The sequence below is a fragment of the Micromonospora sp. NPDC048170 genome (assembly GCF_040652795.1).
Lineage (GTDB): Bacteria > Actinomycetota > Actinomycetes > Mycobacteriales > Micromonosporaceae > Micromonospora.
On the sequence record NZ_JBEZMR010000001.1, the window covers coordinates 357,430 to 379,635 of the forward strand.

Genomic DNA, 22,206 nt, shown 5'->3' on the forward strand with positions numbered 1-22,206 from the left:
AGCCTACGCCGGAGCCCGGCGCGGACGCTGACTGCGACCCGACGGTACGCCGACTTGTCGTTGTCATCGAGTACGGCCGCTGGCGCGTATCGTTCGCGCCGATGGCCGACAACATTGCCCGGGTCCTCGCCGACGCGATCGCGACCGACCCGACCCGACCGCTGCTGACCTGGTACGACGACGCCACGGGCGAACGCACCGAACTCTCCGGCGCCACGCTGGCGAACTGGGTGGCCAAGACGGCCAACCTGCTCGTCGACGAGGCGGCCGTGAGCCCCGGTGACACCGCCGGAGTGTTGCTACCCCCGCACTGGCAGACCGCCGCGGTGCTGCTCGGCTGCTGGTCGGTCGGGCTGACCGTCACCGACACGCCGGGCGACGTGGACGTGCTCTTCGCCCCCGTGGCGCGGGTCGCCGAGGCGGAAGCCTGGCCGGCCGGCGAGCGGTACGTCCTCGCGCTCGACCCGTTCGCCCTGCCGATGCGCCAGGTGCCGCCCGGCTTCGCCGACTACGTGTCGGAGGTACGCGCGCACGGCGACCACTTCACCCCGTACGCGAAGGGTGGCCCGGGCGACGCGGAGCTGCTGGCCCGCGCGACCGCCCGCGCGACGGAGCTGGGCATCACGCCCGGCGACCGGGTCCTGGTCGACACGGCCGAGTACCCCGACCCGGTCGACTGGCTGCTCGCCCCGCTGACGGCCAACGCCACCACGGTCCTCTGCGCCAACCTCGACCCCGCCCGCCTACCGTCCCGCACCACCACGGAACGCGTAACCCACCCCCTGCCCTGACCCCCACCCCACCCGCCCGCCCGCACGCCCGCCCCTCGTGCCCGCGCGATCTTGCAGTTTGCGCCCTCGATATGGGCGATTCACCCCTTATCTCGGGGCACAAAGTGCAAGATCGGCGCGGGCTTGGGCGGGGAGGAGGGCGGGGAGGGGGAAGGACAGTGGGCGAGGGTGAGGTGAGGGTTAGGGGCGGGGGGTGCGGTGGTGGGCGAGGGTGGCGAAGGCCGCCAGGGACTCCGGGTTGGCGAGGGCGCCCCTGGCCGCCGCCGAGTCCACCGGAGTGCCCGTGAGGATCTTCTTCACCGGCACCTCCAGCTTCTTCGCCGACAGGGTGCGCGGCACGGCCCGTACCTGGTGGATCTCGTCCGGGACGTGCCGGGGCGACAGGGCGGTACGCAGCTCGCGGCAGATCTTCTTCCGCATCGCGTCGTCCAGCTCCAGGCCCTCGGCGAGCACCACGAACAGCAGCAACTCCCCGGCGCCGCCCTCGTCGTCCTCCAGGTGCACCACCACCGATTCGACGACCTCGTCGAGCCCCTCGACCACCGAGTAGAACTCGGCGGTGCCGAGCCGCACACCGCCCCGGTTGAGGGTGGCGTCGGAGCGGCCCGTGATCACGCAGCCGCCCCGGTCGTTGATGGTGATCCAGTCGCCGTGCCGCCAGACGCCCGGGTAGAGGTCGAAGTACGCCTCCCGGTAGCGACTGCCGTCCGCGTCGTTCCAGAAGCCCACCGGCATGCTCGGCATCGGCTCGGTGATCACCAGCTCGCCCAGCTCGCCGATGACCGGGGTGCCGTCGGCCGAGCGGGCTTCCACCCTGGCGCCCAGCGCCCGACAGGTGATCTCCCCGGCGTGCACCGCCAGCAGCGGCACCCCGCCGACGAAACCGGTGCAGACGTCCGTGCCGCCGGAGAGCGACTGGAGCTGGAGGTCGTCGCCGACCGTCTCGTACACCCAGGTGAAGCCCTCGGCGGGCAGCGGCGCGCCGGTCGAACCGACCCCGCGCAGCGCGGACAGGTCGGCGGTCTCCTTCGGCACCAGCCCGGCCTTGCGGCAGGCCAGCAGGAACGGCGCGGACGTGCCGAAGTACGTGGTGCCGGTCTCCCCGGCCAGCCGCCACAGCGCGCCCAGGTCGGGGTGGCCCGGGTTGCCGTCGAAGAGCACGATCGCCGCGCCCACCGCCGGCCCGGAGACCAGGAAGTTCCACATCATCCAGCCGGTCGTGGTGAACCAGAAGAACCTGTCCGCCGGGCCCAGGTCGTGGTGCAGGGCCAGCATCTTCAGGTGCTCCAGCAGGATGCCGCCGTGGCCGTGCACGATCGGCTTCGGCAGCCCGGTGGTGCCGGAGGAATAGAGCACGTAGAGCGGGTGGTCGAAGGCGACCGGGGTGAAGGTCAGCGGCTCGTCGGTGCCGGCGGCCAGCTCCGACCAGGCCAGCGCACCCTCCGGCGGCGGCCCGGCCGGGTCGAGGTAGGCGATGCTGACGGTGTGCTCCAGCGACGGCAGGGCGGCCCGGATCGCGGCCACCTCGCCGCTGCGGTCCACCGGCTTCTCGCCGTAGCGGTAGCCGTCCACGGCGACCAGCACCTTCGGCTCGATCTGCTGCCAGCGGTCGGTGACGCTGCGGGTGCCGAACTCCGGCGCGCAGGACGAGAAGATCGCGCCGAGGCTGCTGGTGGCGAGCAGCAGCACGTACGTCTCGGGGATGTTGGGCGCGTAGGCGGCCACCCGGTCACCGGCGGTGACGCCGAGCCGGCGCAGCCCGGCGGACACCCGGCGGACCTGCTCGCGCAGCTCGGCGGCGGTGAGGGTCACCGGCGCCCGGGTCTGGCCGTGCGCGATCACCACCGGGTCGTCGGCGGCCCGGCCCGGCATCCGCAGCACGTTCTCCGCGTAGTTGAGGGTGGCGCCGGGGAACCATCGCGCGCCGGGCATGCCCCGGTCGGTCAGCGTGGCGGTCGGCGGGGTGTGCGCGACGACCTCGAAGTGGTCCCAGACCGACTGCCAGAACGCGTCCAGGTCCGTCACCGACCAGCGCCACAGCTCGTCGTAGTCGGCGAAGTCCAACCCCCGGTGCTCACGCAGCCAGCGCAGGTAGCTCCCGATCCGGGACCGCTCGCGTACGTCCGCCGGTGGCGTCCACAGCACGTCACCCACTGCTCCACCCTCCCCCTGGCCCCGCACGACACTGTGAAATGGGCCGTGGCGCCATCTTGCCCTACCTCAGAGCGCCATTCTCCGCACCCGACCCCCGTCGGCGCACGTGCCGAACCCACATGCCCCACCCCCACCCGGTGTGGGCCAGGTGTGAGGAAGGGCCCCTTCCTAACGTCTCCGGTAGAGGAAGGGTCCCTTCCTTACACCGTCAGCCAGCGCGGTGGGCCTGGATGGCGCGGCGACGGGCGAGCCGGTGGGCGCGGCGGATCTCCGCCTCCCGGAACCGGCGCTCGTCCTCCGGGTCCTCCGGCAGCACCGGCCGGACCGTCCGCGGCGCGCCGCCGAGGTCGACGCCCACGAAGACGAGGTACGCGGTGGCCACCCGGACCGGCTCGTCCTCGGCCGAGTCCCACCGCTCGGCCACCACCCGGACCCCGACCTCCATCGAGGTCTGCCCGGTCCAGTTCACCTGGGCGTGCGCGTGCAGCAGATCCCCGACCCGAACCGCCTCGGTGAAGACGATCTCGTCGATGGCCGCGGTGACCGCCGTACCGCCGCTGTGCCGGGCTGCGGCGGCCCCCGCGACGTCGTCGATGAACTTCATCAGCACGCCGCCGTGCACCGTGCCGTAGAGGTTGACGTCGACCGCCGTCATGATCCGGCTCAATGTGACGCGGGAGTACGAGGTCGGCTTGCCGGTCGGCGCGGAGGAGGGGTGCTCGGTCATGTCGAAGACGGTACGGTGCGCGGATGCGACATCTCTGGAGCTTCCTCGCGGGGTTGGTGGTGGCGCCCGTCACGTGGGTGCTGGTCACCCTCGGGCAGGACGGGTCGACGGGCACCGTCGACCGTTGGGTCGAGATCGGCACGTCCAACTCGGCCAATCTCATCGAGCCCGCCGTCTACCTCGCCGTCGGCGGGGTGCTGCTCGGTCTGCTCGGCACGCTGCGCACGTCACCGCTCGGCCCGCTCGTGGCCGGGCTGCTGCTCGCCGCCCCGTACGTGGGGATGTTCGTCGCGCCCTTCCAGGTACGGGACCGCATCCCGGACGGCTGGAAGGTCTTCGGCGACCCCCTGCCGCTGCACGTTCCGGTGGAGAACGGCACGCTCTTCCTGATCGGCCTGCTGCTGGTCATGGCCACCGTCAGCGGGCAGCGCTGGCGGCGGTGGCCCCGACCGGTGGCCGAGCCGACGCCGGCGACCGCCGAGGGGCCGGACCGGAACGACTTCACACTGACCGACTGGCCGCCGGCCGACTCGACCGACCGGGACACCACCCCGATGAGCCTCGGCTACCCGGACCCGACGCCGAACGAGCCGCTGCCGCGACGCACCGGCGGGGGGTCGCCGTGGTCGGCGCCGCCGCGCGGCACCAACCGACCGGAGGAGGACACGACGACCGAGATCCGGTGACGGTCCGGCCGTACGCGTGCCGTGCGGCCGGGCGACGACGGAACCGGGATCTGGTGACGATGTGCGGGCGGGCCGGTCGTCCGGCCCGCCCGCCGAACCGGTCAGTCCTTCAGGAGCTGACGGGCCATCACGATGCGCTGCACCTGGTTGGTGCCCTCGTAGATCTGGGTGATCTTGGCGTCCCGCATCATCCGCTCGACCGGGTAGTCCCGGGTGTAGCCGTAGCCGCCGAGCAGCTGCACCGCGTCGGTGGTGATCTCCATCGCGGCGTCCGAGGCGAAGCACTTGGCCGCCGCGCCGAAGTACGTCAGGTCGGCGTCGCCACGCTCGGACTTGCCGGCCGCGACGTACGTCATCTGCCGGGCCGCCTCCAGCTTCATGCCCATGTCGGCGAGCATGAACTGGACGCCCTGGAACTCCGCGACCGCCTTGCCGAACTGCTTGCGCTCCTGGACGTACCCCTTGGCGTAGTCGAGCGCGCCCTGGGCGATGCCGACGGCCTGTGCGGCGATGGTGACGCGGGTGTGGTCCAGGGTCTTCATCGCGGTGCCGAAGCCGGTGCCCTCGGCGCCGATCATGCGGTCCGCCGGGATCCGGACGTTGTCCAGGTAGACCTCGCGGGTCGGCGAGCCCTTGATGCCGAGCTTCTTCTCCGGCGCGCCGAAGCTGACGCCGGCGTCGGACTTCTCGACCACGAAGGCGGAGATGCCCCGGGACCGGGCTGACGGGTCGGTCACCGCGAAGACGGTGTAGAACTCCGAGACCCCGGCGTTGGTGATCCAGCGCTTCACGCCGTTGAGCACCCAGTGATCGCCGTCACGCACCGCGCGGGTGGTCATCGACGCCGCGTCACTGCCGGCCTCCGGCTCGGAGAGGCAGTACGAGAACATCGCGTCGCCCGCCGCCACCGGGGTCAGGTAGCGCCGCTTGAGCTCCTCGGAACCGGCCAGCAGCAGCGGCATGGTGCCGAGCTTGTTGACCGCCGGGATCAGCGAGGACGACGCACAGGAGCGCGCCACCTCCTCGATCACGATGGCCGTGGCCAGCGCGTCCGCGCCCGCGCCGCCGTACTCGACGGGGACGTGCGGGGCGTGGAAGTCGGCCGCCCGCAGCGCGTCGTACGACGCCTTCGGAAACTCGCCGGACTCGTCCGCCTCCGCGGCGTGCGGCGCCACCTTGGCCGCACAGACCTCACGGACCGCCTCCCGGATCGCCTCGTGCTCCTCGGGCAACCGGTAGACGTCGAACGACTGCTCTGCGGCCATGTCGGCCCCTCCCCTTCACCGCTATCATGCGCAGTCTGTAACGTTTCCTGACCGTCGACGGCGCAGACTGAAGGATAGCGACACGGTTCGGGTGATGTTACCGCCGCGTAGCACGTGTGATGCGCCGACGCCGCCCGGCGATGATGGAAGAGACCGACGTAGAGTCCCTCCGGTGCCCGCCCAGGCGCCGCAGCAGAACGCGACGCGACGAGCGACGCCAGCGCGAGCGGAGAAGACAGGCGTGACGATCCCGTACCCGAACACCCAGCCGATGCCCGCCATCGCCGCGGTGACGCCCCCCTCCGGCGCGCCGCGCCCCCGGGTGACCTTCCTGGGCACCGGCTACCTCGGTGCCACCTACGCCATCTGCTACGCGGAACTCGGCTACGAGGTCCTCGGCTTCGACGTCGACGCCGACAAGATCGCCATGCTCAACGCCGGCGAGGTGCCGATCCACGAGCCCGGCCTGGACGAGCTGCTCAAGCGCAACCTGGCCGCCGGGCGGCTGCGGTTCAGCACCGACATCGCCGAGGTCGCCGAGTTCGGTGACGTGCACTTCATCTGCGTCGGCACGCCGCAGCGCGCCGACAGCATGGGCGCCGACCTGTCGTACGTAGAGGCGTCCGTCACCAGCCTGGCCCAGCACCTGGCCCGCAAGGCGCTGATCGTCGGCAAGTCCACCGTGCCGGTCGGCACCGCCGAGTGGGTGGAGCAGCTGGTCAGCAAGCACACCCCCGCCGACCTGGGCGTCGAGGTGGCGTGGAGCCCCGAGTTCCTCCAGGAGGGCTTCGCCGTCGACGACGTGCTGCGGCCCGACCGCATCGTCGTCGGCGTCAAGAGCGAGTGGGCCAACGGCATGCTCTACGCCGCCCACAAAGGCGTCTTCGACCTGGCCGCCACGGAGGACCGCGAGGTGCCCCTGGTGGTCACCGACTTCGCCACCGCCGAACTGGTCAAGGTCGCCGCGAACGCCTTCCTCGCCACCAAGATCTCCTTCATCAACGCGATGGCCGAGGTCTGTGAGGCCTCCGGCGGCGACGTCACCCACCTCGCCCGGGCCATCGGCTTCGACCCGCGCATCGGCAACCGGTTCCTCCAGGCCGGGCTCGGCTTCGGCGGCGCCTGTCTGCCCAAGGACATCCGCGCGTTCCAGGCCCGCGCCCAGGAGTTGGGCGCCGGGGAGGCGCTGCGCTTCCTGCACGAGGTCGACCTGATCAACCTGCGCCGCCGGACCCGGGTGGTCCAGCTCGCCGCCGAGCTGCTCGGCCGCCGGACCGGGCCCGCCGGGCCGGATCTCTCCGGCACCCGCATCGCCGTGCTGGGCGCGACCTTCAAGCCCAACACCGACGACGTACGCGACGCCCCGGCGCTCTCCGTCGCCGCGCTGCTGCGCAAGGCCGGCGCCGACGTGCACGTCTACGACCCGCAGGGCATGGAGCGGGCGCGGGCCGTGGCGCCCGAACTGGTCTACGAACCCGGCATCAACGAGGCCGTGACCGGCGCGGACCTGGTCTGCGTACTCACCGAGTGGGCCGACTTCCGCAACGCCGACCCGGTGGCTCTCGGCGAGCTGGTCGCCGGCCGCAAGGTGGTCGACGGGCGTAACTGCCTGGACTCGGCACTGTGGACGCAGGCCGGCTGGGAGTACCGCGGCATGGGCCGCCCCTGACGATCGACGACCGACGGCCGTTCCCGGAGCACGCTCCGCGACCGGCCGTTCGCCGTCCGCCCTGACGACCTTTGCCCCGGACCCGCCGACAACTGTCGAAATCCGCGCCCACATTGGGCATGCTGCCAAGGTGGAAGTCCACAGTGCGGGCGGAGGGGTGTCGTGGCGAGCTTTCAGTGCTCCTCGTGCGGCCAGGAGATCAAGCCGGCCGTCAGCTGTCCGCACTGCGGCACGCACCAGCCACAGTGGGTCGAGCACCTGGCGGAGATCGAGCGGTCCATCGCGGAGATGAAGGCCCGCGAGGCCGCCATCGCCAGCGAGCAGCGGCAGATCGCCGCCAGGATGCAGGCCGCGCTCTTCCAACGGGACACCCTCGCGCACGCCGGTGAGGAACGTCTCAAGCAGGCCGCCCGTCCCCGTCGGGTGCTGCGCCGCAGACCCGGCCGCCGCCCGCCCACGGCCGCCACCGGAGCTCCACCACGGGTGCCCCGGCAGGGCGCACCGGCCGGCCCGGACGACCCGCCGCCGCCCCCGCCGTCGACCGCCACCTGGCTCGACGCCGACAACCCGGAGCATCCGCCGGAGGCGTCCTCCCGCGAGGTCCAGAACATCCCCCTCGGGCTCGGCGCGCTGCTGCTCGGGGTCGCCGCCGTGGTCTTCGCCGCGGTGGCCACCAGTTCGATGGACGCGCTGGCCCGGCTGGGCGTCCTGCTGCTCGCCACCGTGCTGATGCTGCTCGCCCCGCCGGTGCTGGCCCGGCGCGGGCTCACCTCGACCGCCGAGACCATCTCCGCGGTCGGCCTGCTCCTGGTACCGCTCGCCGGCTACGCGCTGTGGGCGGTGGACCGGATCGGCAACGGCGGCGCCTCGGGCGCGGTCTTCGCCGGAATCATCTTCGCCGCCACCGCCGGCGTCTCCTTCGGCTACGCGGGCTGGACGGAGCTGCGCGCGCCCCGGTTCGCCACCGTACTGGCCGCCCAGCCGGTGCTCCCCCTCCTGGCGTACGACCGGATCTCCGGCCCGGGCGGCTGGGCGCTGGTGCTGACGGCGGTGGCCCTGCTCGACCTCTGGCTGGCACGTTCCGCCGTCACGCTGGAGCGGCCGGTCCGCCGCGACCTTCCCGAGCCGCCGGCCGCGCCCGCCGCCTCGGCGAGTCCCGCCCCGCCCCGCCAGCGCCGTGCCGACGACCGGCCGGAGGGGGCGCCGGAGGAGGCCGGCGAGGTGCTCGACGTCGACCCGCCGGCGGCGGAGCAGACTCCCGCCGCCCAGCCGGTGCCGTGGCTGCGTGAGCTGACCCTCGTGCTGCACGGGGTGGCGGTCGCCCTCGCCCTCGCGTACGCCGTCTCCGCCCTGCTCCGCGCGGGCACCGTGCCGACCGCGACCGGGGCGGGGCTGGCCCTGCTGCTGGCCGCCGCGGTGGGGCTCGGCGGGACGCTGCTGCTGCGCCGGCCGCCGCTGCCCGACCTCGGCGCCGGGATCTTCACCCTCGCCGTGATCGGCGCGCTGAGCCGGATCGCCTCGGTGGCGTTCCCGGGGCGCGCGCTGCTGCTGATCGCGGCGGTCATCACGCTCACCGGGCTGGCCGTACGGGTGGTGCCGGAGGCGGCTCGACGCGGGCCGCAGTTCGCCTCTGCGGTGGCGCTCACGGTCAGCGGGGTGATGGTCGCCGGGGGTGCCCTGCGCGCCGGGGTCGCCCCCGTCCGGGCCGCGCTGCCGGCCTGGGCAGCCGACCTGGACCGCTACCCGGCCGAGCTGTCGGCCGCCGTGGGCCCGGCCGTCTGGCAGCTCGCCGCGAGCGCCTTCCTGCTGACCGTCGCCGCGGTGCTGGCCCTGCCGACGGAGATCCGCCGGGAGTTCGCCGTGGTCGGCGCGGCGCTGACGGCACTCGCCGTACCGGCGTCGTTCGGTCTCGGGTGGGCGGTGGCCCCCTGGCCGATGGTGCTGACGGCGGTCGGCATCGGAGTGGTCGGGCTCTCCGCGCGCACCGAACGCGCCGCACTGGCGCACGCGGCTGCCGCCGCCGGTGTCGGCCTGTTCGGCGCGGGCGCCGGGCTGGCCCGGCCCGCGTTGACCGCCGCGGTGCTGCTCACCCTCTTCACCGCTGGTGTCCTGGTCGCCGTGGCCCCCCGGATGCGGCTCGCCCCGGCGGCGGCCGACACCGTCTCGGTCTGGGCAGCCGGGGGCGCGGCGTTCGCGCTGCCGGGCGCGGTGGCCGCCTTCGTGGCCGCGACCGTGCCCGTCGACCCGACGCCCACCCCGGCGAGCCTGCGCGAAGTCACCGTCCCGGTGCTCGCGGCCAGCTTCCTGGCGGTCTGCGTCACCCTGGGTTACGCCGCCGTCGTGCAGGTCTCCCAACGACGCATCCCGACGCCCCTGGCGGTCGGCACCGCCCTCGGCGCGGTCACGGTCACCGCCGCCGCGTTCGGGGCGCCGGGCGCCACCTCCGCGGACGCCTGGGTCGGCGGCCTGCTGCTCGTCGCCGCCGCGATGGTGGTGTTCGCCGGCCCCATCGACGCCGGCCGACGCTCTGACCTCACCCTCGACGGCTCCGACCTGGCCGCCGCGGCGGTGACCGCCGCCCTGATCGCCACCCTGGCCCGGATCGCGGCCGTGCTCGCCCCCGGCGGGCAGCTCGCCGTCGCCGCCGGGCTGGTGCTGGTGGTGGCCGTGGCCGCCCGGGCGATGCCGGAGGAGTGGCGACGCGGGCCGATCGTCGGCCTCGCCGTCGGCGGCATGCTGATCGGGCTGCTGGCCGGTTGGAGCGCGCTGCGCGGCGGGGTCGGGGTGCTCGCGACCCCGGGCCCGATCTGGGCCGGGGACCTCACCGGCTGGCCGGTCGGACCGACCGGCGGGTCGACGTGGCAGGCCCCGGTCGCGCTGGCTCTGCTCGGCGTCGCCGCCGCGGTCCTGTTGCCGCCACCGTGGAAGTACGACGTCTCGGGTGTGGCGGCTGTGCTCGCCACGATCGGCGCACCGGCCGCGTTCGACCTGCCGTGGTGGTCGCCCGTCCTGGTCGGTGGCATGGTCGCCACCCTCTTCGGGGCCGCCGCCGTGGCCTCGGTCGACCCCCGCGCCGGCCTGTCCCGGGCAGTCGTGGCCGGGGTCGTCGCCCTGCACGCCGCCGGGGCGGGCCTGGTCCGGCCGTGGACGACCGCGCTGGCGCTGGGCAGCATCGCGCTGATCGGCGTCATGGTGGCGGCGCTGGCCCGGTCGTTGGCCGTACCGCTGGTGGACGACGTCGAAACCGAGGGGATGCCGCCGCACCTGGCCCAGATCGGGGGTGCCGCGGCCGGCGCCGCCCTGTTCGCGTTCCCCGGCGCCGTCGCGGCGCTGGCGGCCGAGTTCGAGCGCGCACCGGAGGTGGTGCTCACCGCCGCGTTGGCCGCGTCGAGCCTGGGGCTGGCGGCGGTGGCCGCCGCCCGGCGGCGGATCCCGCAGTACCTGCCCTGGGCGAGCGCGGCGGCCGCCGGCGGTGCCACGGTGAGCGCCCTGGCCGCCGTGCCCGTCGGCCTGCCCGTCGGTGTCTACGCCGCCGCGGCCGCCCTGCTCGGGGTGCTCGCCGAACTGGTCCGGGGCGCGACCGAACCGCCCGTAGACGCGGCCCAGCCGGTGCGGCGCTGGTCGGTGCTGCTCGACGGCGCGCTGCGGCGGCTGCCGGACGACGGGACGCAGCGCCGCTGGCGGGTCAGCCCCGCCGCCGGTGCACTCGCCGCCGCCGCGCTGCCCACCGCCCTGGCGCTGGTGTCGATCGCGCCGTCCCTGATCGTGGCCCTGGTCGATCCGCACCGCAGCCTCGCCCGGGTCTGGCAGGGACCACCGCCGGAACTGCTCACCCCGCCGCCCGACGCGGTCGATGCGACCCACGTGCTGACCGCGCTGCTGCTCACCGCGACCGCCGCGCTGGCCGCCACCGGCTTCAGCGGCGGGCGGCGCTCCCGGGCGGTGCCGGTGGTGCTGCCCGGCGCCGCCGTGACCCTGCTGATCACGCCGGTGTCGCTCGGCAACGGCTGGCCGGCGAGCACCCTGGCTGCGCTGGCCGTGTTCACCATCTCGATGCTGGGATTGGCGCTCACCCCGCCCCCACCGCTGGCCGAGCGGGCCCGCTCGCTGCGGCTGACCCGGGTGCTCGTCTTCGTCATCGGGTTGGCTGCCGGGGGCGCGGGCCTGGTGGGCAGCCTGGCGACCCGGGAGCTGACCCTGTTCACCCTCGGCGGCGCCGTCGGCGTCGGCACGGTGGCCGCGCTCTTCGGCACCACGCAGCGGGCGCGCATCCTCGGCTGGCTGTTCGCCTCGCTGATGGCGCAGCTCTTCGTGCTCACCGCCGGCCTGGTGGCCGGCCTGGCGGCCGTCTGGTCGGCGTTCGGTGTGCTGGCGGTCGGCGCGGCCCTACAGGTGTTCGCCGCGACCCTGCCCCGACTGCGTCGCCCCGAAGCCCAACGGGAGGCGGCCACCGTCGAGTGGAGTGGGTACGCCGCCGCCCTGATCGCCCTGGCGCTGGCCTTCGACTCGCCCCGGCACATCGCGGCGCTGCTGGCCGCCTGGGGTGCGGTCCTCGGCGTGGCGGCGACCCGACCGGGCCGCCGGCCGGTGGAGCGACGCATCCTGTTCTGGGCCGTGGTGGTCTGCGAGATCGTCGCCTGGTGGATCCTGATGCGGGTCGCCGACGTGGCGCTACCGGAGGCGTACACGCTGCCCTTCGCGGCGCTCGCCCTGCTCGTCGGGGTGCTGGAGCTGCGGCACCGACCCGACCTGACCAGCTGGGCCGCGTACGGGCCTGCGCTGGTCGTCGCGTTCGTGCCGACCCTTGCGATCGTGCTGGCCACCGACTCCAGCACGCTGCGCCAGGTGCTGCTGCTGCTCGGTGCCGTGGCCGTGCTCGTCTTCGGATCGATGAGTCAGCAACAGGCACCCGTGATCGTCGGCGCTGCCGTCACCGCGGTCGCGGCAGTACACGCGCTGTTCAGCCTTGGACCGTGGCTGGCCCTGATCCCCGTCGGCATCCTGCTGCTGGTGCTCGGCGCGAGCAACGAGCGCCGACGCCGCGCCCAGGAACGCCTCCAGACGGCCCTACGCGGCATGCGGTAGGCCCGGAGGGGCAGCTCTCCGCCGCTGCCGACGCGGGACCCAGCCAGGCCGAGGCGATCAGGGCATCACACGATCGGGGCGGCGCGCGGTCCGGGCCGTGTGCGGTCCGGGCGGCGTGCGGTCCAGGCGGCGTGGGTCGAAGCATCACGCGGTCAGGGCGACGTGCGGTCCGGACGGCGCAGTGTTGAATCCCACATCGCTGCCTCAGCGAGACCTGCCGGCACCGCACGATCGGCTCCTGCAACCCGACGATCCGGCGACTCGGTCGAGCACCAAATCCGAGATTACACAGCGTGACGGATCGAACCGGCGGCCACCACCCTCTCCGGCCCCTTTGCTCTGCAGCCACCAACGCAACAGTTACTGTGCGTTCCGAACGCTTGCACGCTCAAACAGCAAGATCGACAGAAACAGCCAGCTCAGAGGACTGGTGCATCGGCGGCTGCAGAGCAAAGGCGCCAGAGGGCGGAAGCCACCACCAGCCACAGCCATAACCCTGAGTAACGCAAGCACCGTCACCCAAAGCAACACACCCCACCCTGCACACGGCCTTCCTCCCCTCCCCCTCCGCCATTCACCCCTCATCGCGATCTTGCACTTCCGGCCCGGACAAATAGCGCGAACTACGCATATCGAGGGCTGAAAATGCAAGATCGCGAGCTTGGCGAAAGGGAGGGAAGGGCGGGGGCGAGGGCGGGGCAGAAAGGAAGGAAGAGTCAGGTTAGGGAGGCGCGCAGGGCGGCGTCCTTTTCGGCGACCAGTTGCTCCAGGTCGGCCTGGTAGGCGGACATGCGATCGAGCAGAGCGCGATCGGCAGCAGCCAGGATGCGTACGGCGAGCAGCCCGGCGTTGCGGGCGTTGCCGATCGACACGGTGGCCACGGGCACGCCGGCCGGCATCTGCACGATGGACAGCAGCGAGTCCATCCCGTCGAGGTGCTTCAACGGCACCGGGACGCCGATCACGGGCAGCGGGGTGACCGAGGCGATCATTCCGGGCAGGGCGGCGGCGCCACCCGCCCCGGCAATGATGACCTTCAAGCCCCGGTCGGCCGCGGCGCGCCCGTAGTCGATCATCTTGATCGGGGTACGGTGCGCCGAAACCACCTCGACCTCGTACGGCACCTCGAACTCGTCCAGCACCTCGGCGGCGGCCTTCATCGTCGGCCAGTCCGAGTCGCTGCCCATGATCAGCCCAACGGTGCTCACTCGTGCCCCTCCCGCAGCCAGCGGGCGGCCCGCGCGGCCCGCGTCCGTACGTCGTCCAAGTCGTCACCGAGCACCGTGACGTGCCCGATCTTGCGGCCGGGCCGCACCTGCTTGCCGTAGAGGTGCACCTTGGCGCCCGGCTCGGCCGCGAAGAGGTGGTGCAGCCGCTCGTCGATCGACATCCCGCCCGGCTCGCCACCGAGCACGTTCGCCATCACCACCACCGGGGCGGTCAGCGAGGTGTCCCCCATCGGGTAGTCGAGCACCGCCCGCAGGTGCTGCTCGAACTGCGACGTACGCGCGCCCTCGATGGTCCAGTGCCCGGAGTTGTGGGGCCGCATCGCCAGCTCGTTCACCACGATCCGGCTGCCTGCGGGGGCGGCCGGGTCGGCGACCTCGAACAGCTCCACGGCGAGCAGGCCGACCACGCCGAGCGCGGTGGCCAGGTCGATGGCGAGCTGTTGGGCGGCGACCGCCAGCTCCTCCGGCAGACCCGGGGCGGGGGCGAGCACCTCGACGCAGATGCCGTCGTGCTGCACCGTCTCGACGACCGGGTACGCGGCGACCTGCCCGAACGGCGAGCGGGCCACCTGCACGGCGAGTTCCCGGCGCAGCGGCACCCGCTCCTCGACGATCAGCCGGGTGCCGCCGGCCAGCAGCGTCGTGGCCAGCTCGTCGGCCTGCGCCGCGCCGTCGACCAGCCAGACGCCTCGGCCGTCGTACCCGCCACGGGCCGCCTTGAGCACCACCGGCCAGCCGGTCTCGTCGCCGAACGCCACCAGGTCGGCCGGCTCGGCGACGGGCCGCCACGCCGGGTTCGGTGCGCCCAACTCGCCGAGCCGCTCCCGCATGGCCCGCTTGTCCTGGGCGTGCAGCAGCGCGTCAGCCGGCGGGAAGAGCTTCACGCCCTCGGCGGCCAGCGTCCGGATGTGCTCGGTGGGGACGTGCTCGTGGTCGAAGGTGACCACGTCGCAGTCCTTGGCGAAGGTGCGCAGCGCGGCGAGGTCGGTGTGGTCGCCGTACTGGACGTCGGCGGCGACCAGCGCGGCGCCGTCGTCGGGGGCCAGCGCGAGCACGCGAAGCGACTGGCCGAGGGCGATCGCGGACTGGTGGGTCATCCGGGCGAGCTGGCCGCCGCCCACCATGCCGACAACGGGCAGACCGGTACGGGAATCCATAGCGGCGCCAGCCTATCGGGACGGCCCGCCACCTGCGCCGCCGGATGGCCGATCGCACACCGCCGCACCGGGCGGCTCAGCGCCGGGTGAGCTGGGCGACCAGGTCGTCCACCGCCGTCACGGGCCGCTCGCAGACGAAACCCCGGCAGGCGTACGCGGTGGGCCGCCCGTCGACCAGCGACCGGTCGGCGAGCAGCGGCACCCCGGGCTGGCCGGGGTGGCCCGCCACGATCACCGCGCCGGGCGGGGCGTGCCGGTGCGCCGCCGCGACCAGTGGGTCCCCGGTCGGCTCGTCGGTGACCACCGCGATCTCGTACGGCCCGGAGAGCAGCGCCTCCCCGACGGTGGCCGCGTAGCCGGTGAAGCGGGCGTGCCGGCCGACGATCGGCGCCACGGTCGACAGGGCAGCCTCGGCGGCCTCCCGGTAGCGCGTCTGGCCGGTCAGCGCCGCGTACGCGACCAGCGCCGCGACGATCGCCGAGCGCCCGGACGGGGTGGCGTTGTCGGTGGGGTCGGCGGGGCGGGTCACGAGCCGCTCGGCGTCGTCGGCGGTGTCGTAGAAGGCGCCGCCCGGGGCCGCGAACCGCTCCAGCGCGGTGTCCAGCAGTTGACCGGCCAGCTCCAGCCACCGCCCCTCCCCCGTGAGCTGGTGCAGCGCGCAGAACGCCTCGGCCACGCAGCCGTGGTCCTCCAGCACGCCGGCCGGCTCGCCGACCACCCCGGCCCGGGAGACCCGACGCAGCCGCCCGTCGACGATGTGCCGATCGGCCAGCGCCTCCCCGATCCGTACCGCCGCGGCGGCGGTGACCGGGTCGCCGGTGAGCGCGGTGTGCTCGACCAGCGCGGTGACCGCGAGCCCGTTCCAGGAGGCGACCACCTTGTCGTCGCGGGCCGGCTGGGGTCGGGTGTCGCGGACCTCGCGCAGCCGGGCCCGGATCCGCTCCCAGCGGGCGGCCACCTCCGGGGCGACGTCGTCGACGTCCCGGGCCAGCCGCAGCACGCTGGTGCCGTGCTCGAACGTGCCCTCGTCGGTCACCGCGAACAGGTCGGCGGCGAAGCGTCCGTCGTCCTCCCCCAGCGCCTCGACGAGCTGGGCCGGCGTCCAGGCGTAGGTGAGCCCCTCGACGCCCTCGGTGTCGGCGTCCAGCGCGGAGGCCAGGCCTCCCTCGGGAGTGCCCAGGTCGTCGATCATGAAGGCGGCGGTCTCGGCGGCGACCCGGGCGGCCAACGGGTCGCCGGTCAGTCGCCAGAGCTGGGTGTACGCGCGCAGCAGGAGCGCGTTGTCGTAGAGCATCTTCTCGAAGTGCGGCACGGTCCAGTGCCCGTCGACGGAGTAGCGGGCGAAGCCGCCGGCGAGCTGGTCGTAGATGCCGCCCCGGGCCATCGCCTCGCAGGTGTGCCGGGCGATCTCCAGGCTGCGCCGCAAGCCGGTGCGCTGGTGGTGCCGGAGCAGGAAGAGCAGGTTCATGTGCGGCGGGAACTTCGGCGCGCCGCCGAAGCCGCCGTTCACCTCGTCGTACTCCTTGGCGAGCTGGTCGGCCGCGGCGTCGAGCAGCGTGGCGTCCAGCGGCGCGGTGGGGCCGCCCACGGCCTGCGCACCGCCGATGGCCTCGACCACGGCGGCGCCCTGCTGGATCACGGCGTCCCGCTGGTCCCGCCAGGCGGTGGTGACCGACTGGAGCAGCCGGAGGAAGTTCTCCCGGGGAAAGTACGTGCCGCAGAAGAACGGGGTGCCGTCCGGAGTGGCGAAGACGGTCATCGGCCAGCCGCCCTGCCCGGTCATCGCCTGGGTCGCGGTCATGTAGACGGCGTCGACGTCGGGGCGTTCCTCACGGTCCACCTTGATCGAGACGAAGCCATCGTTCATCAGGGCGCCGACCTGCTCGTTCTCGAACGACTCGTGGGCCATGACGTGGCACCAGTGGCAGGCCGCGTAGCCGACCGAGATGATCACCGGCACGTCCCGCCGTTTCGCCTCGGCGAACGCCTCGTCGCACCACGGCCACCAGTCGACCGGGTTGTCGGCGTGCTGGAGCAGGTACGGGCTCGTGGCGTCAGCGAGTCGGTTCACCCGACGACCATAACCACCCGGTGACGCGCCCGCCCGCGCTCCGCAGTGGCCCGCTGGGCGGTACGGCGGGCGGGGCCGGGTCAGGAGGCGCCGTCGGCGCGCAGCGGGAAGACGTTGGGGCGGGCCTCGTCGAGCAGGGTGCCCAGCACCGCGCCGATCTTGTCGGCCGGCATCGGCTTGAAGAAGTGGTAGCCCTGGGCGGCCGTGCAGCCCAGCTCGGCCAGGGCGGAGCGCTGCTCGGCGGTCTCCACACCCTCGGCCACCACCCGCAGCCCCAGCTCGTGGGCGAGCCCGACGGTGGTCCGTACGATCGCCGCCGCCTCCGGGGAGTCGGCCATGCGGATCACGAAGGAACGGTCCACCTTGAGCTCGTCCACGGCGATCCGGGTGAGGAACGTCAGCGAGGAGAAGCCGGTGCCGAAGTCGTCGACCGCGAGCTGCACGCCCATCGACCGCAGCGTGGCGAGCACCTCGTCGATGACCTCCAGCTCGCTCATCACCACCGTCTCGGTGATCTCCAGGACCAGCCGGTTCGGCGGCACCTGGTGCCGGCGCAGGGCATCGGCGATCTCGGCGGGCAGGCGGGGGTCGAGCAGGCTGCGCGCCGACAGGTTGACCGAGATCGGCACGTCGAGCCCGTCACGGGCCCAGCCGGCGGCGACGGCGAGCGCCTTGTCCAGCACGTAGCGGGTGAAGGTGCCGAGTTGCTCGCTGTTCTCGACCGGCCGGATGAAGTCGTGCGGCCCGAGCCAGCCCCGGCGCGGGTGCCGCCAGCGGATCAGCGCCTCCACCCCGGTCGGGGCGCCGGTGGCCAGGTCGACCGCCGGCTGCAACGCCAGCACGAGCTGGTCGTCGGCCTTCAGCGCCTCGCGCAGTTCGGCCAGCAGCGCCAACTGGTCGGTGCTCGCTGCGTCCCGGGTGGAGTCGTACGCGGCGACGCTGCCACCGCCCTCCTTTGCCTGGTACATGGCGATGTCGGCCCGGCGCAGCAGCTCGGTCAGGTCGGCGGTGCCGGCGTCGGCGACCACCACCCCGACGGATACCTCGACGGACATCCGCACCCCGGCCACCTCGGTCGGCGCGGCGAGCTGCTCGGCGATCTCGCGGGCCTGCCGCAGCGCGTACGCCACCGGGGCGGCCCGGTCACCGATCACCGGGACCGACGTCAGCAGCAGCGCGAACTCGTCGCCGCCGAGCCGGGCGAGCAGGTCCCCGCTGCGGGCGAGGGTGCCCAGCCGGTTGGCGGTCAACCGCAGCAACTGGTCGCCGGCGGCGTGCCCGAGGGTGTCGTTGACCTCCTTGAACTGGTCGATGTCGAGCAGCAGCAGCGCCACCGGATGGTCGTGGGCGAGCTGGCGCAGCGCCTGGTCGCCCTTGCTGAGCATGGCCGACCGGTTCACCAGCCCGGTGAGCTGGTCGTGCACCGCCTCGTACGACGAGCGGGCGGTGACCAGGCGCAGCTCCCGGTGGGTCGCGGCGTCGTGCAGTGCGGCGGCCAGTGCGTCGCCGAACGCGGCCACCGCGTCGCGCTCCCAGGCGATCGGGGGCGCGGAGCGCGGGAACCGGACCCGAAGCTCGCCCACCCGGGCCGCCCCCACGGTGAGGGTACGCACCAGCTCGTGTTCCTCCGGCTCGGTCCGGCCGGGCGGTGCGACCTCCCGATCGACCAGTTGGCCGCCTGCGTCGCCCCGGTAGCGCCGCCACCGGCCGTCGCCCCGGGCCACGTCGACGTCGACGAGTTCGGCGTTGAACAGGGCCAGCGCGCCACTCACCGCGGCCGTGGCGACGCCCCGCTCGTCGAGCTGGTTGAGCGCGGCGGTGGCCTCGGCGAAGGCCCGCCAGGTGCGGCGTTCCTGGTCGGCGCGGAGCCGGTGCCGGTAGGTCTGCTGAAGCAGCCAGAGCGGCGGCGGGAGCAGCAGCAGCCAGCGCGCGTCGAGCTCGAGCAGCGCCACCACGACCAGGCCGACGGCCACGTTCCCGACGAACATCAGCAGCTTGCCCCGCAGCGCGGCAAGCAGCGGCGGCGCGACGGGAATGCCGTGCCGCAGCGCCAGGGTGGCGCCGCCGAGCCAGGCGGTGGCGATGAGGTAGCTGACCGATCCGGCGAGCACGGCCAGGGCGAGCGCCGGGGTCGGCGTCGCCAGCAGCGGATCACCGAGCGCGGTGGTGACCGAGACGGCCAGGGCGGTGGCGGCGGTCACCGAGGCCGTGATCCGGACCACCTCCAGCACCGGCCGCCGGTCGCCCAGCAGCGACATGGCCGACCAGGCGAGAGCCGTGCCGAGGAGCGCGGTGGAGGGGAGCCAGCCGGTGGGCGTCAGGTAGAGGCAGATGATCAGCGCCGCCTCGCCCCAGGTGATGCTCACCATTCCGGCGGCGGTGCGGAACCGCAGCCGGGCCAGCTGGGCGACGGCGAACACGACTACGGCGAGGCCGAACCGGGCCGGCCCGCCGAGCGGGTCGCCGGCGGGTAGGCGTGATGGCGCGGTCCAGCCCAGTGCGGCGGCGACCACGGCGGTCAGCACGACGGCGATGGTGAGCAGGAGCAGCCGCGCGGAGGTGTCGCGGGCTCCGAGCCGGTCGGTCGACTCGCCGGCCCTGCCGGAGGTCACCGATCCGCTCCGCCGGCGGGCCGCTCGCCGGTACGACGGGCGACCGCTGGTGTGGTGGTCATCGGCGCCCCCTCCCGCGCACGGCTCGGGAACTCTTGGTCCCCCCGGCGAGAGGCTAAGGCAAACCCGGTGGCCGCAACAGGGGGCTACGGCCCGGTTCGACGTGAATCATGCGTGGACTAGCCGTTGCGACGCTGCTGACGCCCGGTGGGAGCAGCGGAGGATGAATCCTGTGCCCGCCCGCCTTCTGTCGGATCGACGACTGCCGCCTCCGCCCGGTCGGACGTCTCCGGCGGGCCCTGATGGGGAAACCGGTCGGGCAGCCGACGCAGCCGGGTGTTCATGTTGCGGATCAGCAGGACGGTGGCGGTCGCCAGAACGAGGATGAGGAAGAGACCCATCGGCCCGGCCAGGCCACCCGTGCGGGTGTCCCCGAAGTTGTTCTGGGCGAGCACCTGTGCGGCGGTCAGCATGGTGTTCCTCCGGTGTGCGGTTGGTGACCAGGGTAGCCCTCGGTCGGATCAGCGGGCATGGGCCGTCTCGCGCACCCCGGCGAAGAGGTCCGACTCGGGCAGCGGGCTGTCGACCGTCGAGCGGACCAGCTCGAAGTCCTCCGTCGGCCACGCCTGCTTCTGCAACTCCATCGGCACCTGGAACCAGAAGCCGTCCGGGTCGATCTGGGTGGCGTGGGCGCGCAGCGCGTCGTCGCGGACCGGGAAGTAGTCGGCGCACTCGACCCGCGTCGTGATCCGGGGCCCCTTGTCGGGGCGGTCCTCCCAGCGCTTGATCCACTCTTCGTAGGGCGAGTTCAGGCCGACGGCGAGCAGCCCCTCGTGCAGCGCCATGATCTTGCCCTTGGAGAAGCCGATGTCGTAGTAGAGCTTGAGCGGCTGCCACGGCTCGCCCAGCTCCGGGTAGCGCTCCGGGTCGCCGGCGGCCTCGAACGCCGCCACGCTGACCTTGTGGGTCATGATGTGGTCGGGGTGCGGGTAGCCGCCCTCCTCGTCGTACGTCGTGACGACGTGCGGACGGAACTGGCGCATCAGCCGCACCAGCGGGCCGGCCGCCGCCTCGACGTCCTGGAGGGCGAAGCAGCCCTCGGGCAGCGGCGGAAGCGGGTCGCCCTCGGGCAGGCCGGAGTCGACGAAGCCGAGCCACGCCTGCTCGATGCCGAGGATCGCCCGCGCGGCGTCCATCTCCGCCCGGCGTACGTCGGCGATGTTGGCCCAGACGTCCGGTCGGTCCATCTTCGGGTTGAGCACGCTGCCGCGCTCGCCGCCGGTGCACGTGACCACCAGGACGTCCACGCCCTCGGCGACGTACTTCGCCATGGTCGCGGCACCCTTGCTCGACTCGTCGTCGGGATGCGCGTGGACGGCCATCAGTCGCAGTCGCTCTGCCAACGTCGGCGCTCCTCGTCTCTGCCCGCCGGCGGACCCCCCGCAGGACCGCCCGGCTGACCTGCCGGAATCCTCCCCCGCGCCGGGACCTGCCGGTGCCGACCTGTCATATTTGACGACAGGACGGGCTGGGAGGATGGAACTCTGCCATTCTTGCTGATGCCGCCGACAACGACGCCAGGAGATACCCGCCGGTGACCGAGACGCACGCCACACTTCCGTCGGGCGCGCCCGCCTTCCCGCCGGGCCGGTACGGCCGCCGCCGGGCGCCCGGGCGTCGCCGCCCGCTGCTGGCGGGTCTGCTGGTGGTCGCCCTGGTCGCGGTCATGACCCTGGTCTCGGTGCGGCTCTACCGGCAGTACGGCGACCCGAACTACGACTCCCAGGTGATCACCTACACCGGGATCACCGACAGTCAGGTGCTGGTCGACTTCCGGGTCACCGTGCCGGAGGGTGGCTCGGCGGTCTGCCTGCTGCGCGCCCGGGACCGCGACGGCGCCGAGGTGGCCCGGGAAGAGGTGACGGTGACCGCCCGGCCCGACCAGCGGCAGGTGACCACACAGCACCGCCTGGCCACCACCGCCCGACCCTTCATCGGCGAGGTGGTGCGCTGCCGACCCCCCGCCTGAGCAGCCACGACGCGGGCCGGAGGCATCGGCGCGGACGCCGCGGACGGCCTCCGTGCCGAGGGCCGCGACGGCGCTCGAGCGCACCCTGTGTCGTACCGCACTGGTAGCTTGGAACTTCACCTGTCAGCCAGCACGCACAAACGAGGAGACCGCCTGTGTCCACTGGCAACGAGGCGCCCGCCACCTGGCTGTCCCAGGACGCATTCGACCGGCTCCAGGCCGAGCTCGACGAGCTGATCGCCAACCGGCCGGTCATCGCCGCCGAGATCAACGCCCGGCGCGAGGAGGGCGACCTGCGGGAGAACGGTGGCTACCACGCCGCCCGCGAGGAGCAGGGCAAGGCCGAGGGGCGCATCCTCTACCTCAAGGAACTGCTCCGCACCGCCAAGGTGGGTGGGGCACCGGCCGCCGACGTGGTGTCGCCCGGCATGGTCGTGACGATCTACTTCGACGACGACAAGGACGACACCGACACCTTCCTGCTCGGCTCCCGGGAGATCGCGTCGACCACCGACCTGACGGTCTACAGCCCTGAGTCGGCGCTGGGCAAGGCGATCCTGGGTGGTCGCCCCGGCCAGACCTGCACCTACACGGCTCCCAGCGGAGCCGACATCAAGGTGACCGTGGTCAGCTTCGAGCCGTTCTCCGGCTGAGCATCTCCGCCGCCCGGCTCGGCCCGGGGTGATACGGACGAACGACACGACCCGGCGAGGCGTGGCACCGGTCCCCGG

General features: G+C 73.5%; 15 protein-coding genes. 6 read left to right on the plus strand and 9 right to left on the minus strand.

Features of this window, described 5'->3' with window-relative positions:
• Nucleotides 1-101: 101 nt before the first annotated feature.
• A complete protein-coding gene (locus AB0D32_RS01555) occupies nucleotides 102-791 on the plus strand; it encodes a TIGR03089 family protein (RefSeq protein ID WP_357083092.1) in 690 nt (229 codons plus the stop codon).
• Between the two features lie 180 nt (nucleotides 792-971).
• On the opposite strand, the gene AB0D32_RS01560 is transcribed toward AB0D32_RS01555, so the two are convergent.
• Both AB0D32_RS01560 and AB0D32_RS01565 read right to left on the minus strand, forming a co-directional pair.
• Nucleotides 972-2,945, minus strand: a complete 1,974-nt coding sequence (locus AB0D32_RS01560) for an acetoacetate--CoA ligase (protein ID WP_357083095.1) — start codon at nucleotides 2,943-2,945, stop codon at nucleotides 972-974.
• 208 nt (nucleotides 2,946-3,153) lie between these two features.
• Nucleotides 3,154-3,672: an acyl-CoA thioesterase gene (locus tag AB0D32_RS01565; protein WP_357083098.1), complete on the minus strand. Its 519-nt coding sequence runs from the start codon at nucleotides 3,670-3,672 to the stop codon at nucleotides 3,154-3,156.
• 23 nt (nucleotides 3,673-3,695) lie between these two features.
• Here AB0D32_RS01565 and AB0D32_RS01570 point away from each other — a divergent pair, with 23 nt between their 5' ends.
• A complete protein-coding gene (locus AB0D32_RS01570) occupies nucleotides 3,696-4,358 on the plus strand; it encodes a hypothetical protein (RefSeq protein WP_357083101.1) in 663 nt (220 codons plus the stop codon).
• 101 nt (nucleotides 4,359-4,459) lie between these two features.
• Here the strand turns inward: AB0D32_RS01570 and AB0D32_RS01575 are convergent, their stop codons facing one another.
• The gene (locus tag AB0D32_RS01575) at nucleotides 4,460-5,623 is read right to left on the minus strand and encodes an acyl-CoA dehydrogenase family protein (protein WP_357083105.1); all 1,164 of its coding nucleotides are present in this window, start codon (nucleotides 5,621-5,623) and stop codon (nucleotides 4,460-4,462) included.
• Between the two features lie 241 nt (nucleotides 5,624-5,864).
• On the opposite strand from AB0D32_RS01575, the gene AB0D32_RS01580 reads away from it, so the two are divergent.
• Nucleotides 5,865-7,292 (plus strand): UDP-glucose/GDP-mannose dehydrogenase family protein, encoded by a 1,428-nt coding sequence (locus AB0D32_RS01580; protein WP_357083108.1) that lies wholly within the window; start codon nucleotides 5,865-5,867, stop codon nucleotides 7,290-7,292.
• Between the two features lie 162 nt (nucleotides 7,293-7,454).
• The gene (locus tag AB0D32_RS01585; RefSeq protein ID WP_357083110.1) at nucleotides 7,455-12,377 is read left to right on the plus strand and encodes a permease; all 4,923 of its coding nucleotides are present in this window, start codon (nucleotides 7,455-7,457) and stop codon (nucleotides 12,375-12,377) included.
• 716 nt (nucleotides 12,378-13,093) lie between these two features.
• Here the strand turns inward: AB0D32_RS01585 and purE are convergent.
• The 6 genes from purE to mca all read right to left on the minus strand — a co-directional run bounded on the left by purE (nucleotide 13,094) and on the right by mca (nucleotide 20,849).
• Nucleotides 13,094-13,585 carry a 5-(carboxyamino)imidazole ribonucleotide mutase gene (gene purE / locus AB0D32_RS01590; protein ID WP_357083113.1) on the minus strand — a complete coding sequence of 164 codons (492 nt, stop codon included), beginning with the start codon at nucleotides 13,583-13,585 and terminating at the stop codon, nucleotides 13,094-13,096.
• Entirely contained in the window at nucleotides 13,582-14,763 is a 1,182-nt protein-coding gene (locus tag AB0D32_RS01595; RefSeq protein WP_357083116.1) for a 5-(carboxyamino)imidazole ribonucleotide synthase, read from the minus strand. The genes purE and AB0D32_RS01595 overlap by 4 nt, the downstream gene beginning before the upstream one ends.
• 76 nt (nucleotides 14,764-14,839) lie before the next feature.
• The gene (locus AB0D32_RS01600; RefSeq protein WP_357083119.1) at nucleotides 14,840-16,834 is read right to left on the minus strand and encodes a thioredoxin domain-containing protein; all 1,995 of its coding nucleotides are present in this window, start codon (nucleotides 16,832-16,834) and stop codon (nucleotides 14,840-14,842) included.
• Between the two features lie 80 nt (nucleotides 16,835-16,914).
• Complete coding sequence (locus AB0D32_RS01605; RefSeq protein ID WP_357084162.1) at nucleotides 16,915-19,383, minus strand: EAL domain-containing protein; 2,469 nt, start codon at nucleotides 19,381-19,383, stop codon at nucleotides 16,915-16,917.
• A gap of 242 nt (nucleotides 19,384-19,625) precedes the next feature.
• Complete coding sequence (locus AB0D32_RS01610) at nucleotides 19,626-19,919, minus strand: hypothetical protein (protein ID WP_357083122.1); 294 nt, start codon at nucleotides 19,917-19,919, stop codon at nucleotides 19,626-19,628.
• 48 nt (nucleotides 19,920-19,967) lie between these two features.
• Nucleotides 19,968-20,849: a mycothiol conjugate amidase Mca gene (mca, locus tag AB0D32_RS01615; protein ID WP_357083125.1), complete on the minus strand. Its 882-nt coding sequence runs from the start codon at nucleotides 20,847-20,849 to the stop codon at nucleotides 19,968-19,970.
• A gap of 191 nt (nucleotides 20,850-21,040) precedes the next feature.
• Between mca and AB0D32_RS01620 the strand changes: the two genes are divergently transcribed.
• On the plus strand, nucleotides 21,041-21,475 hold the full coding sequence (locus AB0D32_RS01620) for a DUF4307 domain-containing protein (protein WP_357083127.1): 435 nt from the start codon (nucleotides 21,041-21,043) through the stop codon (nucleotides 21,473-21,475).
• 155 nt (nucleotides 21,476-21,630) lie between these two features.
• Nucleotides 21,631-22,128: a transcription elongation factor GreA gene (greA, locus tag AB0D32_RS01625; protein WP_357083130.1), complete on the plus strand. Its 498-nt coding sequence runs from the start codon at nucleotides 21,631-21,633 to the stop codon at nucleotides 22,126-22,128.
• The last annotated feature ends 78 nt before the right edge of the window (nucleotides 22,129-22,206 follow it).

Excerpts from the sequence above, each read along its gene's own strand:
- AB0D32_RS01610 (WP_357083122.1), bottom strand. The coding sequence starts at position 19,919 with ATGCTGACCGCCGCACAGGTGCTCGCCCAGAACAACTTCGGGGACACC.
- AB0D32_RS01575 (WP_357083105.1), bottom strand. The coding sequence starts at position 5,623 with ATGGCCGCAGAGCAGTCGTTCGACGTCTACCGGTTGCCCGAGGAGCAC.
- AB0D32_RS01565 (WP_357083098.1), bottom strand. The coding sequence starts at position 3,672 with ATGACCGAGCACCCCTCCTCCGCGCCGACCGGCAAGCCGACCTCGTAC.
- AB0D32_RS01570 (WP_357083101.1), top strand. The coding sequence starts at position 3,696 with ATGCGACATCTCTGGAGCTTCCTCGCGGGGTTGGTGGTGGCGCCCGTC.
- AB0D32_RS01555 (WP_357083092.1), top strand. The coding sequence starts at position 102 with ATGGCCGACAACATTGCCCGGGTCCTCGCCGACGCGATCGCGACCGAC.
- AB0D32_RS01595 (WP_357083116.1), bottom strand. The coding sequence starts at position 14,763 with ATGGATTCCCGTACCGGTCTGCCCGTTGTCGGCATGGTGGGCGGCGGC.